Source organism: Sandarakinorhabdus sp., assembly GCF_051860625.1.
In the GTDB taxonomy this organism is placed as follows: domain Bacteria; phylum Pseudomonadota; class Alphaproteobacteria; order Sphingomonadales; family Sphingomonadaceae; genus Sandarakinorhabdus.
In genome coordinates, this window is sequence record NZ_JBHYDQ010000023.1 from 1 (window position 1) to 11,148 (window position 11,148).

At 63.8% G+C, this 11,148-nt stretch carries 15 protein-coding genes, 2 tRNA genes and 1 pseudogene; 13 read left to right on the forward strand and 5 right to left on the reverse strand.

Annotated elements, in window-relative coordinates; all coding sequences use genetic code 11:
- Positions 1-83: 83 nt before the first annotated feature.
- Positions 84-578 carry a GNAT family N-acetyltransferase gene (locus tag ACTIEZ_RS15145; RefSeq protein ID WP_439547526.1) on the reverse strand — a complete coding sequence of 165 codons (495 nt, stop codon included), beginning with the start codon at positions 576-578 and terminating at the stop codon, positions 84-86.
- Between the two features lie 183 nt (positions 579-761).
- Between ACTIEZ_RS15145 and ACTIEZ_RS15150 the strand changes: the two genes are divergently transcribed.
- Positions 762-1,037, forward strand: coding sequence for a hypothetical protein (locus tag ACTIEZ_RS15150; protein WP_439547527.1), 276 nt, complete (start codon positions 762-764; stop codon positions 1,035-1,037).
- On the opposite strand, the gene cobS is transcribed toward ACTIEZ_RS15150, so the two are convergent.
- Positions 980-1,966: a cobaltochelatase subunit CobS gene (cobS, locus tag ACTIEZ_RS15155; RefSeq protein WP_439547540.1), complete on the reverse strand. Its 987-nt coding sequence runs from the start codon at positions 1,964-1,966 to the stop codon at positions 980-982. The two genes, ACTIEZ_RS15150 and cobS, sit on opposite strands and share 58 nt — an antisense overlap.
- Before the next feature lie 5 nt (positions 1,967-1,971).
- Entirely contained in the window at positions 1,972-2,613 is a 642-nt protein-coding gene (locus ACTIEZ_RS15160) for a DnaJ domain-containing protein (protein WP_439547528.1), read from the reverse strand.
- Between ACTIEZ_RS15160 and ACTIEZ_RS15165 the strand changes: the two genes are divergently transcribed.
- From ACTIEZ_RS15165 to ACTIEZ_RS15185, 5 genes are all read left to right on the forward strand, one after another.
- Positions 2,614-2,805 (forward strand): hypothetical protein, encoded by a 192-nt coding sequence (locus ACTIEZ_RS15165; protein WP_439547529.1) that lies wholly within the window; start codon positions 2,614-2,616, stop codon positions 2,803-2,805. It abuts the gene before it with no gap.
- Positions 2,802-3,575 carry a PEPxxWA-CTERM sorting domain-containing protein gene (locus ACTIEZ_RS15170; RefSeq protein ID WP_439547530.1) on the forward strand — a complete coding sequence of 258 codons (774 nt, stop codon included), beginning with the start codon at positions 2,802-2,804 and terminating at the stop codon, positions 3,573-3,575. The genes ACTIEZ_RS15165 and ACTIEZ_RS15170 overlap by 4 nt, the downstream gene beginning before the upstream one ends.
- 67 nt (positions 3,576-3,642) lie before the next feature.
- A complete protein-coding gene (locus ACTIEZ_RS15175; RefSeq protein WP_439547531.1) occupies positions 3,643-3,930 on the forward strand; it encodes a BolA family protein in 288 nt (95 codons plus the stop codon).
- Complete coding sequence (locus tag ACTIEZ_RS15180; protein ID WP_439547532.1) at positions 3,930-5,003, forward strand: succinylglutamate desuccinylase/aspartoacylase family protein; 1,074 nt, start codon at positions 3,930-3,932, stop codon at positions 5,001-5,003. Before ACTIEZ_RS15175 ends, ACTIEZ_RS15180 begins: the two co-directional genes overlap by 1 nt.
- 45 nt (positions 5,004-5,048) lie before the next feature.
- A tRNA-Thr gene (locus ACTIEZ_RS15185) sits at positions 5,049-5,123 on the forward strand.
- 2 nt (positions 5,124-5,125) lie between these two features.
- Here ACTIEZ_RS15185 and ACTIEZ_RS15190 read toward each other — a convergent pair.
- Together ACTIEZ_RS15190 and ACTIEZ_RS15195 are read right to left on the reverse strand one after the other, a co-directional pair.
- On the reverse strand, positions 5,126-7,213 hold the full coding sequence (locus ACTIEZ_RS15190) for an AsmA family protein (RefSeq protein ID WP_439547533.1): 2,088 nt from the start codon (positions 7,211-7,213) through the stop codon (positions 5,126-5,128).
- Entirely contained in the window at positions 7,214-7,501 is a 288-nt protein-coding gene (locus ACTIEZ_RS15195) for a hypothetical protein (RefSeq protein WP_439547534.1), read from the reverse strand. It lies immediately after the preceding gene.
- A gap of 121 nt (positions 7,502-7,622) precedes the next feature.
- Between ACTIEZ_RS15195 and ACTIEZ_RS15200 the strand changes: the two genes are divergently transcribed.
- From ACTIEZ_RS15200 to ACTIEZ_RS15230, 7 genes and pseudogenes are all read left to right on the forward strand, one after another.
- Positions 7,623-8,843 (forward strand): acyl-CoA dehydrogenase family protein, encoded by a 1,221-nt coding sequence (locus ACTIEZ_RS15200; protein WP_439547535.1) that lies wholly within the window; start codon positions 7,623-7,625, stop codon positions 8,841-8,843.
- Positions 8,844-8,972: 129 nt separating this feature from the next.
- Positions 8,973-9,059, forward strand: a tRNA-Leu gene (locus ACTIEZ_RS15205).
- Positions 9,060-9,414: 355 nt separating this feature from the next.
- Positions 9,415-9,531: pseudogene (locus ACTIEZ_RS15210) on the forward strand (PRC-barrel domain-containing protein); the annotation flags it as partial.
- 118 nt (positions 9,532-9,649) lie between these two features.
- The gene (locus ACTIEZ_RS15215; RefSeq protein WP_439547536.1) at positions 9,650-10,039 is read left to right on the forward strand and encodes a YsnF/AvaK domain-containing protein; all 390 of its coding nucleotides are present in this window, start codon (positions 9,650-9,652) and stop codon (positions 10,037-10,039) included.
- Positions 10,023-10,478, forward strand: coding sequence for a YsnF/AvaK domain-containing protein (locus ACTIEZ_RS15220; protein ID WP_439547537.1), 456 nt, complete (start codon positions 10,023-10,025; stop codon positions 10,476-10,478). The genes ACTIEZ_RS15215 and ACTIEZ_RS15220 overlap by 17 nt, the downstream gene beginning before the upstream one ends.
- On the forward strand, positions 10,465-10,896 hold the full coding sequence (locus ACTIEZ_RS15225) for a DUF308 domain-containing protein (RefSeq protein ID WP_439547538.1): 432 nt from the start codon (positions 10,465-10,467) through the stop codon (positions 10,894-10,896). The genes ACTIEZ_RS15220 and ACTIEZ_RS15225 overlap by 14 nt, the downstream gene beginning before the upstream one ends.
- Complete coding sequence (locus ACTIEZ_RS15230; RefSeq protein ID WP_439547539.1) at positions 10,893-11,066, forward strand: DUF308 domain-containing protein; 174 nt, start codon at positions 10,893-10,895, stop codon at positions 11,064-11,066. The genes ACTIEZ_RS15225 and ACTIEZ_RS15230 overlap by 4 nt, the downstream gene beginning before the upstream one ends.
- Positions 11,067-11,148: the final 82 nt, after the last annotated feature.

Genomic DNA, 11,148 nt, shown 5'->3' on the forward strand with positions numbered 1-11,148 from the left:
ATCCAAGGCTCCCTTCCAACAGCCTTGAATCAGCAAACATCAGTCAGCGCCAGACCTTATTGAGTACGGAGCCTAGGCCGTGTTCAGATCAGGCTGCGCTGCATCATCACGATATCAAGGCTGCGGCCGAATTTCTCGCCCGCCTGGCGGAGCAGGCCGACCCGTTCGAAGCCGCACGAGGCGTGCAGCCCGATTGAACTTTCGTTGCTGGAATCCCCGATCACCGCGATCATTTGTCGAAAGCCGGCGCTGCGGCTTTCCGAGATGACCGCCATCAGCAGCGCCTGGCCGATGCCGGTGCGCTGGGCGTCGGGAGCGACATAGACGCTGCATTCGCCGCAATGACGATAGGCAGCCCGATCGCGGAACTGGCTGGCATAGGCATAACCATCGACCTGGCCCATCGTCACGTGCACCAGCCAGGGCCAGCCGTGGGATTTCACCTTCATCAACCGGGTGGCCATTTCGGCGGCCGACGGCGGGTCGAGTTCGAAACTGGCGGTGCCGTGCAGCACGGCCGGGGCATAGATGGCGGCCAGCGCAGTGGCATCTTCCATGCGGGCAGGGCGGATACTCATTGCGGTCTGCTCGGTTTGGTGGCGAAGCGGTTCATTTCCCATGCCATTCTTGTGGGGCTTTGCAGCCCGTGGCGATTGTTAAAATTGTGGCATGGTGATGGGCATCAAGTCCAGACGCTATCATCATTCATTCTGGCGTCGAGAATATCGTCTTGAAACCGAAAGCTGCCGGATTTTCCATCGTTGACAAAGATTTTTGCAACCAAAGCCGACAAATATCGGATGTCCGGTGCCAAGGATGAGATTTTCGGCCCGTTCCTGGGCAACGATGACACGATCAAACGCAACGCGGTGATCACCCGACTGCAGTTGGGCAGCCAGCGCATGTTGTTCGATAACCGGCACAAAAATTCATGCTCGGCCATAGTGCCCGCGCTTGCCTTGTCGCAACATGGAAAGGCTCAGCGCTTGCCCTTCACCGCCACGCTTTCCGGCAAATCCTCGCCGAACACACGTTGATAATATTCGGCGACAATGCCGCGTTCGGCTTCGTCGCACTTGTTGAGGAACGACAGCCGGAACGCGAAGCCGACCGAACCGAAGATTTGTGCATTCTGGGCCCAGGTGATCACTGTGCGCGGGCTCATCACCGTGGAGATGTCGCCCGCCATGAAGCCGGCGCGGGTCATGTCGGCAACACGCACCATGTTCGCCACGGTCTTGCGGCCGGCGTCATTGTCGAACTGCGGCACCTTGGCGACCACGATGGCAGTCTCGGTATGGTGCGGCAGATAATTCAGCGTGGTGACGATGCTCCAGCGGTCCATCTGGCCCTGATTGATCTGCTGGGTGCCGTGATACAGCCCGGTGGTGTCACCCAGGCCCACCGTGTTGGCGGTGGCGAACAGGCGGAACCAGGGCGATGGGCGGATGACACGGTTCTGATCCAGCAACGTCAGCTTGCCTTCCACCTCCAGCACGCGCTGGATGACGAACATCACATCCGGGCGGCCGGCGTCATATTCGTCAAAGACTAAGGCTGTCGGGGTCTGCAGCGCCCAGGGCAGCAGGCCTTCGCGGAATTCGGTGACCTGCGATCCATTGCGCAGCACGATGGCATCCTTGCCGATCAGATCGATCCGGCTGATGTGGCTATCGAGGTTGATGCGGATGCACGGCCAGTTGAGCCGCGCCGCCACCTGTTCGATATGGCTGGATTTTCCGGTGCCATGATAGCCCTGGATCATCACGCGGCGATTGAAGGCAAAGCCGGCGAGAATGGCCAGTGTCGTATCCGAATCAAAAACATAAGCCGGATCGAGATCGGGCACGCGTTCGTCTGCAATGCTGAAGGCCGGAACCTTCATGTCGACATCGACACCAAAGACCTCGCGAGCGTCCACCGTGGTATCGGGGGCGTCCATCGCCACCGGGGGCGTTTCGTGCATATCATTCACGGCTTGTTCGACTCCATCTGATAATCACGCGCTGCCTTCAGGTGCGTAAAGGCGCTCACCACAGCTTGCAACTTGCCTTCTTGGGCACGGTCCCCCCCATTGCTGTCAGGGTGGTACCGACGCACCAGCGCGCGATAGGCCCGGCGGATGTCCACTGCCGTGGCGCTGCGGTCAAGCCCCAGCGCGCCCAGCGCCTGTGCATCCCCCTTGGCTGCCCAGCGAAGTGGCGCCTGTGTCGCAGGCTTACCGCCGACTGTGCCATCGCTGAACAAGCCGTGCGGATCGCCGAAGGTAAAGGCCATCCGGCCGCCGCGTACGGCCTCTTTCTCCCACCCGGCCAACGGCGATTGTGCTGCATGGATTTCATCCGGGCTGAGACCATCGAAATAATTGTAGCCGGCGTTGAAGGCGCGGACATGATCGAGGCAGAGGAACTGCCAGCCGCCAATGTCGCCGGGCACGCGATTGGATCGCGGGGCGCGAAATTCGCCAAAGGCAGTACAGCCGGGCCAGTCGCAACTGGCGGGCTCGGCGCGCTCTACCCGGCCGTGCCAGCGGCTGTGACGGGTATTGTTCGGGTTGGAAATGGCGGGCGTCCTTTCTGGCCACTGCATATCAGCAGCGCGGCGGCCGCGCATATGGGCATGGTTGCCGCAATCCGCCAGCGAAACAGCCAGTGGAACAGCCCACGAACCGGGTGGCCGGCCGTTGCCCACGCTTCGCCGCATCGTGTCGGATTTTTACAATTAATGACCGGAATTATTTACTATATTTATACCGATCCGAATCGTGGTGGGTTATCTGAAAAATGGGCAGGGGGAAACACATGAAGGCGACCATAACCACCATCGCGGCCGCTGCGCTGCTTGCCGCGCCAGCACTGGCTGCCGTCGACGTGCCGGTTGATCTCACCAGTTGGACGGCGCAGGGCAGCGGCAACTGGGTGGTGCAGGCTGGCAACAACAGCGTGCGCCAGACGGTCAACACTGCCCTGCCAACAGTGTTTTTTGGACCCGGCAATGCCCAGGGCACTCGTCTGCGCGGGACCATGCGGCATTACCCCTCTTTCAGTGACGATGATTTCATCGGCTTTGTGCTCGGCTTCAAGTCGGGTGATCTCACCGCCAGCACCACCGACTTCCTGCTGATCGACTGGAAGAAGGTCACGCAGTCGTCGGGCGGCTGCAGCGCCCCGGTGGGCCTGGCCATCAGTCGGGTGACGGCTGGCCTGCCGAACAGCAACGCCGGCTGGTGTCACTTGCCGAGTGCCGGTGTGACCGAGCTGGCGCGCGCTGCCACACTGGGCAGCACAGGCTGGGTCAATAATGTCGAATATCTGTTCGAGATCGATTTCACCGCCAGCAACGTAACGGTGAACGTAGACGGTGTTGAACAGTTCAACATCAACGGCACATTCAGCAACGGCGCCTTCGGCTTCTACAATTTTTCCCAACCGAATGTGGAATATGCCGGCATCACCACGGCCGCGTTGCCTGCCGTGCCGGAACCGGCAACCTGGGCGATGTTGCTGGCTGGCTTTGGCCTGACCGGCGCCGCGTTGCGGCGGCGGCGGCTGCGGGCGCCGCGCGTGCTGGCCTGATCGGTTTGCCCTGCTCGGTTTGCGCTGCGCGCCGGCGCGCGGTAAACCTGTACGGACAGGAGACCGCATGGGCAGACTGAGCACCGAAATCACCTCCCGACTGACCGAGGCCCTGGCGCCCACTGCGCTGGAGGTGATCGATGACAGCCATCAGCATCGCGGCCACGCCGGCCACCGCGGCGAGGATGGCGAATCGCATTTCACCGTGAAGATCAGTGCGGCGGCGTTTGCAGGCATGAGCCGCGTGGCGCGGCAGCGCGCGGTGTACGCTGCGCTGGGGGAGCTGGTGGCGCCGGACCGCATCCACGCGCTGCGCATCATTGCTGACGTCCCAGCAGGGTCTGATATCCCGTAATGCACATTTGGGGATTGGTAATCGCGCTGTTGTTCGCCGTGCCGGCGGCGGCCGACACGCAGGCCGTGGGCAGTCTGGACGGCGTGCCGATCATCGATGCGCTGGATGTGCGCGACATCACCACCGCCGGCGTGCAGCATTACTGGTTTCGCGCTGGCCCCAGCCCGGTGGGCCAGCCCTGGCTGGTGCCGGTGGTGGTCATCAAGGGTGCGCAGCCTGGCCCGCGGCTGATGCTGACCGCCGGTATCCACGGCGATGAGCTGAACGGCATTGCCGTGCTGCACCGGCTGGCGGCCAGCATCGATCCGGCCAGGCTGGCGGGCACAGTCACGCTTGTGCCGGGGCTGAACCCGCCCGGCCTGCTGCAATCCGCGCGGCAGTGGACGCCGGACTGGACCCGCAGCGCGCCCAACCTCAACCGCGAGATGCCGGGCAAGCCCGGCAGCAGCGCGGTTGCCGGCTTTGCGCACCGGTTGTGGCAGGGCCTGATCCGCCCCAATGCTGACAGCGCTGTCGATCTGCATACGCAATCGCGCGGCACTGCCTATCTGATGTATGCCTTTGCCAGCAGCCCGCGCACGCGGCGCATGGCCGAGCTGGTGGCGCCCGACATCATCAAGATGGACAAGGGCGAGCGTGGCACGGTGGAAAACACCCTGACCGACGATGGCGTGCCGGCGATCACACTGGAGTTGGGCCGGCCCGAGATGTTTGACGACACCATGATCGCGCGCGGTGAGGCCGGGCTGCTGAATTTGATGCGCGAGTTGAAAATGCTGCCCGGCAAGGTGGCGCCGCCGCCGGCCAGCCTATTCGTGGCCAACGACATCGTGGCGGCGCGCGCCACCAGAGCCGGCTGGGCACGGCTGCTGCTGCCGCTGGGCGCGCTGGTGAAGAAGGACCAGCCGCTGGCCGAAGTGCGCGACGCGTTCGGCACGCTGCTGGAGACGGTGATGGCGCCAGCAGAGGGGCGCATCAACATGATCGCCACCGATCCGCGCACCGACCAGGGCGGCACCATCGCCCGCATCGTGTGGTGGTCGCCCGATCCGGTCTGCGCCAACGGCTGTTGAGTTCGGCGCGCTGGCCGGCTATGCGCAGCCAAGCAGCAATTGGGGGCCGGATTAGCTCAGCGGTAGAGCAGCGGTTTTGTAAACCGAAGGTCGGGGGTTCAATCCCCTCATCCGGCACCATTTCAGTTCCTCGCCTTGGCGTTGGTTGCGCGGCTGCGGACGGTGTCGCGTTTGGCGGCCAATATCGGCATGCAGATCACATCCTTGGCATCGCCCAGATCGATGAACGCAGCCAGCGCGGCCAGCGGGGTGGCGAAGATGCCCAGCGCCAGGCCGGCGGCGCCGCGCGCCAGCAGTTCGCCCGATATCGGATTGATCTTCGGATCGGCGAAATAGCCGTTGATGCCAATGGGCGATTGCCCGGAAAACAGGCTGAACTGCTTGCTGTCGCCTTCCAGCGACATCGCCAGTGCCTCATCGCCAAAGTTGAAACCGCCGCGGCCGCGGAACACCGCCTTGTCGGTATCGATCAGGATCGGATCGGCCACGGCCTTGCCGCCGGTCACCGTGAACGCGATGATGCCGCAATTGATGTCGCGCTTCTCCTTGAGTTTCTTGCCGATCAGCGCAGTCAGGAAATTCTGGAGATCAAGCTCGGCCAGCTCGATGTTGCGGACCCACAAGGTACCGCTGGGTACCACCAGCGCAATACGGCCTGTCGCACTGGCCAGCGATTTGTGCACCGTGTCGCCGACGCCCTGCAGCTTCAGCCGGCCGCGTAGCGACGCGGTGGTGCCAGCATCCTCCACCTTGAAGCCGGTCAGCAATTTGCCGAGCGGGATCTCGGTCAGGCGAACATCATAATCAGTGCGCACGGCCGGCGTGCGCGCATTGATGGCGATCCGGGCGATCAGGCGCCCGGACCCGGCAACGTCGAACGCCAGTGGCGCCAGGCTGAGCAACTGATTGTCCAGGCCCAGTTTCAGCCGCAGATTGGTGAATGGCAATTTGCCGGTGCGTACCGCCTTGGCGCGATAATCGATGCTGGCGTCAAAGGCATCGAGCGCCTGCGTGGCCAACGGCGCATCGGGCAACAGGCGCGGCCGGCCAGCCACCGTGGTGACCACGCCCTGCCCAGCCTCGATCCGCGCCGGATCATAGCCGATCAGTGGGCCGACATCCTTGATATCCAGCACATCCGACGTCAGCACGCCGGCAACCTTGGTGCGCGCTTTTGTGGTTTCGGGCGTGGTGATGCTGAGCGTGCCGGCAAGATCACTGTCCCCGATGCGGCCGTTCAGCTTGGTGAAGCGATAGTCACGATCCGTCTTGGTCAGGTTCGCGGCAAGGCTGTAGGAGCGGGTTGCGGGCAGCGCGATGCCGAACAACAGGCCGGGATCGGCGAGATTGCGGCCCTTGGCGGTGACACGCAGATTGGCACCATCCAGCCGGGTCGCGCCGGGCAAGGTGCCGGTGACGGTGAAGGTCGTGCGCGCCAATGTTCCGGCCAGTTCCAGCCCCAGCTTGCCGCCGGCCGCAGCCTGGTTGGGCGTGGTCAACCGGCCATCGATGCGCAGCGCGGCGCCGTGGGTGCTGCCCTTGCCGGCAAACGCCAGCGGACCGTCGATGCGCTGGCTCCCGGCGTCCGCAGTGCCAACCAACGTGCCCAGCGTGAATTCCATGCGCGTATCGGCGGCGGCATCGATCAGCGTGACACGGCTGTCGGTGGCGGCGGCGCGGCTGATGTCGGGCAGCTCGAGCGGCCCGCCGCTGAAGGTCCATGTGTTGGTCTTGTCGGCGCGGCGCTGCAGGTTGAGCATCGCGCCATCAACGGACACATCTTCGATGGTCAGATCGCCCAACAGCGCTTGCCAGATTGGCGCATCTACCGAAATGCGGCGTGCGGCAAAGAACTTTTCAGCATCCGCCCAATCCGGATTGGCGATGGTAAGGCCTTCGGCGCGGAAGCGGATATCGGGCGCCAGATAGAGTTGAAAATCGCCGGCCACCCGCACGTCACGCCCGGCGCGCTGCGACACTACGCGTTCGAACGTCGATTTCCAGAACGACCCCTTGGCGACATATTGCACCACATAGGCGCCAACCAGCATACCGACGACAGCGGCCCCGCCCTGCCACCAGCGGCGATAGCGGCGCCAATGCGGGCTGGCGGATAGGGCGGCAGGTGAGAAGTCCATCACATGGCTGTGCATCTGCCATTGTGGACAGAAGGTGAAGCGATGGCCGCTGGCGCAGGGGGCGCGCGCCAATCATCGGTGCATCCGCCACGCCACCAGGCCGGTGGCCAGGATCGGGCCGAGCCAATCCGCCCATTGATCGGCCCTGGGCCAGACCCTGAGATCAAGCGCGCCCCACCACGGCAGGTTGACGCGCAATCCGTCGCCGAACTGTTCGATCCAGCGATATTCGGCCTGGGCCACTTCGCGCCCGATGAAATAGCCGCAGGCCAGCATGGCCCCCAGCCACCAGTTGCGGGTGATCAGGCCGACGATGGCCTGGATGACCAGGGCCGCCAGTGCATGCTCGATCAGGTTCATCGTCTCTCCTCATCGGGTGCGGCTACGCATTCCCCCGCTCTTTCCTTTTTGCCAGTGGCCAAGCAAGCCGGGGCGTGACAGCGTGTGGTTCAACACAAGGGTCCATTGAAGGGGAAGATCGATGTTTTTCGAATATAGCGACAAGACCAAGAACCTGATCGAGCAGGTCCGCGGCTTCATGGACCAGCATATCTTCCCCAACGAGGAGCGTTACCATCAGGAAGTGCGCGAAGGCGAACGTTGGAAGGTGCTGCCGCTGATCGAGGAATTGAAGCCCAAGGCGCGCGAAGCCGGGCTGTGGAACCTGTTCCTGAACATCTGCGACCACGACAAGGGCGAGTGGAAAGGGCCCGGCCTGACCAACCTGGAATATGCGCCGCTGGCCGAAGAAATGGGTCGCGCTGGCTGGTCGAGCGAAGTGTTCAACTGTTCGGCGCCCGATACCGGCAACATGGAAGTGCTGCGTACCTATGGCACCGAGGAGCAGAAGCAGCGCTGGCTGAAGCCGCTGATGGCCGGCGAGATCCGTTCGGCCTTCCTCATGACCGAGCCGGCGGTGGCCTCATCGGACGCCACCAATATCGAGACCAGCATTCGTCGCGAAGGCGATGAATATGTGATCAACGGCCGCAAATGGTGGTCGAGCGGCGTTGGCGATCCGCGCTGCACCATCGCCATCGTGATGGGCAAGACCGACCCGTCGGCACCGCGCCACAGCCAGCAGAGCCAGGTGCTGGTGCCGCTGGATGCGCCGGGCATTACCAAGCTGCGCCCGCTGAGTGTGTTCGGCTATGACGACGCGCCGCACGGCCATTTCGAGGTGATCCTTGATAACGTTCGTGTGCCGGTGGCCAACATGCTGCTGGGCGAAGGCCGTGGCTTTGAAATCGCGCAGGGGCGCTTGGGGCCAGGCCGCATCCACCACTGCATGCGCAGCATCGGTGCCGCCGAACGCGCTCTGGAAAAGATGGTCAAGCGCCTGAAGAGCCGCGTTGCCTTCGGCAAGGCGATTTCGGAGCACAGCCTGTGGCATGAACGCATCGCCGACGCGCGTATCGCCATCGAACAATCGCGGCTGCTGACGCTGAAGGCCGCCTACATGATGGACACGGTGGGCAACAAGGCCGCGGCCAACGAGATCGCGATGATCAAGGTGGTGGCGCCGAACATGAGCTGCATGATCCACGACATGGCGATCCAGGCGCATGGCGGCGGCGGCGTGTGCCAGGATTATGGCCTGGCCAGCGGCTATGCCGGGCAGCGCACGTTGCGCCTTGCCGATGGCCCGGACGAGGTGCACCGCCAGGCGATCGCCAAGAACGAACTGCGCAAATATAATTGAGGCTTGTGGGCTGCCCGTCATTTGATGGGCAGCCCCCACTCTTTCAGCCCGCAATCCCCCCTTGCACGCGGCCTGCACCCCTGCTACCCGCGCCCTCTGCCGAAGGGGCCTCGCCCCATTCCATCGTGTGCGGCCATGGCGGAATTGGTAGACGCGCAACGTTGAGGTCGTTGTGGCCGAAAGGCCGTGGAAGTTCGAGTCTTCTTGGCCGCACCACTCTTCCCCTAAGCGGGGGGCAGATCATAGCGATTGGCGATCTGGCCGTGACACGGCCACCATGGCGGTGCCGTGTCAGCGGCGCCGATTGGACGCGCGATGGTGCGCGCCTGCTGTCCCCGCCGCCGCCTTGCCGGCCGCACCGATCATCCCGGCTTTCCAGCGTGCGGCGCTGACCCTTTTGCGTCGGGCGTCGCGTTGCCCGGCTGCGCGATCGGCCCCGGCCTTGCAAAAAACATCGGAACATTGGCCGGTTTGACGCGTTGGGGACCATCGCAACACGCCGCAACGCGGCAGCAAGCACGATATCGAGTAGCTTTCCACGCTGGAGGACTGGCAGCTGGAGGATGACGACATGGATTTGCGCGGCCAGACGCTGTGCGATCGCGCTGGCCACCCGATCGGCAAGATCACCGAAATGCTGATCGATCTGAATCAGAAGCGCGTGGTCGCGCTGAAGCTTGAAGACCAGGGCGTTGTGGACATCGACGAAATCGACATCTGCCACGGCAAGCCCGTGCTGCGTTCGACCACGCAGCATCGCGACACGGGATCAACACAGGCCAGGCCGGCCAAACGGCCGGACTCTGGTGAACGGACCGGCGAACGTTCAGGAAGAGCTGGACATTGGCAAGCGCGTTGTCGATCTGAGCAACGTCACGGTTCGCACGCGGGTGGTAGAACAGCCGGTGTCGGAAGATGTGTCACTGCAGCGCGAGCGCGTGGACATTCAGCGCCGGCAGGCCGATCGGGCATTGCCGCCCGAAGAAGCCGACAATCTGTTGCGCGACAACAGCATTGAAGTGACCGAGCGGGGCGAAGAAGCCGTGGTGGGCAAATCGGCGCGCGTGGTCGAGGAAGTGATCGTGCGCAAGGGCACCGAGACCTACACGCAGCGCGTCGAAGCCAATGTGCGCCACACCGAAGTGGATGTGGACAGGGACGGCACCCCGATTGGCGGCGATGATCGACGTCGCTGACCCAACCGCCCCTGCTGCAGGCCACACCAGCTGCGGGGCAGTGGACGGCGGCACCATGATGGTGCTGCCGGTCGTGCACGAAACAATGCATGTGGGTGTTCGCCGGGTCGAAACCGGCCGAGTGCGCATTTCCACGCGCGTAAGCAGCGCGCCGACCCGGCAGTCGGTGACATTGCGCAGCACGCGCATCCGCGTGGAGCGGATCGCGGTGGACCGGGTGGAGGACGTGCCGCCCGCGCTGCGCCAGGCCGACGAGGTGACGATCATTCCAGTGTTCGAAGAGATACTGGTCGTCCGTTACCGGGTGACCGGCGAAGTGCATGTGATCGAGGAATCGCAGAGCGAAGACATGATCCTGCGCGAGACGTTGCGGCGCAGTGACGTGGAGATCGAACGACTGCCGCCGCAAACGGGAGACGGGCTCCATGACAGCCGATAACGCACCACCTGTTCCGCCCGCGCCCGGCGCCGGCCAGGCAATGACCGATTGCTCGGCGCGCAACTGGCGCTGGATGATGGTGCGCGGCGTGCTGGCCATCGCGATCGGCGCGGTCAGCGTAACGCTGCTGATGCTGGCCCTGCAGTCGCTGATCCTGGTATTTGCCGTCTACATGCTGATGGATGGCGTGATCGGCATCATCGCAGCCGTACGCGCCGCGCGGGCCGGTGAGCGTTGGGGCTTGCTGGTGTCCGAAGGCGTGCTCAGCATCCTGGCTGGCGGCGTTGCGGCGCTGTTGCCCGGCCTGGCTTTGATGAGTTTCGTGCTGCTGGTGTCAGTGTGGGCGGTGTTTTCCGGCGGTGCGCTGTTGGTGGCGGGCATCCCCGCCTGGATCGGGTGGCCGGCCGTTGGTGGATGATCCTGGGCGGTTTGCTGTCGGTGGTGTGGGGCGTGTTGCTGTTCATGGCGCCCATCGCGGGCGTCATCGTGCTGGCATTGTGGATCGGCGCCTATGCCGCGGCGTTCGGCGTGTTGATGCTGGTGCTGGCGTGGCGGCTGCGGGCACGGTGCATTGACGCAGCGCCATGAATCAGGGGACTGTAAGGATTTTCGTGTGCGGGCGGGCGGTTGAACATTACGCCGCCATGGCCCTGATGAACCGCTCGCCGAA

Bases quoted from the DNA above. Each gene is read 5' to 3' on its own strand.
- ACTIEZ_RS15200 (WP_439547535.1), top strand. From the start codon at position 7,623: ATGTTTTTCGAATATAGCGACAAGACCAAGAACCTGATCGAGCAGGTC.
- ACTIEZ_RS15195 (WP_439547534.1), bottom strand. From the start codon at position 7,501: ATGAACCTGATCGAGCATGCACTGGCGGCCCTGGTCATCCAGGCCATC.
- ACTIEZ_RS15165 (WP_439547529.1), top strand. From the start codon at position 2,614: ATGGGCATGGTTGCCGCAATCCGCCAGCGAAACAGCCAGTGGAACAGC.
- ACTIEZ_RS15160 (WP_439547528.1), bottom strand. From the start codon at position 2,613: ATGCGCGGCCGCCGCGCTGCTGATATGCAGTGGCCAGAAAGGACGCCC.
- ACTIEZ_RS15175 (WP_439547531.1), top strand. From the start codon at position 3,643: ATGGGCAGACTGAGCACCGAAATCACCTCCCGACTGACCGAGGCCCTG.
- ACTIEZ_RS15230 (WP_439547539.1), top strand. From the start codon at position 10,893: ATGATCCTGGGCGGTTTGCTGTCGGTGGTGTGGGGCGTGTTGCTGTTC.
- cobS (WP_439547540.1), bottom strand. From the start codon at position 1,966: ATGCACGAAACGCCCCCGGTGGCGATGGACGCCCCCGATACCACGGTG.
- ACTIEZ_RS15180 (WP_439547532.1), top strand. From the start codon at position 3,930: ATGCACATTTGGGGATTGGTAATCGCGCTGTTGTTCGCCGTGCCGGCG.
- ACTIEZ_RS15170 (WP_439547530.1), top strand. From the start codon at position 2,802: ATGAAGGCGACCATAACCACCATCGCGGCCGCTGCGCTGCTTGCCGCG.
- ACTIEZ_RS15225 (WP_439547538.1), top strand. From the start codon at position 10,465: ATGACAGCCGATAACGCACCACCTGTTCCGCCCGCGCCCGGCGCCGGC.
- ACTIEZ_RS15220 (WP_439547537.1), top strand. From the start codon at position 10,023: ATGATCGACGTCGCTGACCCAACCGCCCCTGCTGCAGGCCACACCAGC.
- ACTIEZ_RS15145 (WP_439547526.1), bottom strand. From the start codon at position 578: ATGAGTATCCGCCCTGCCCGCATGGAAGATGCCACTGCGCTGGCCGCC.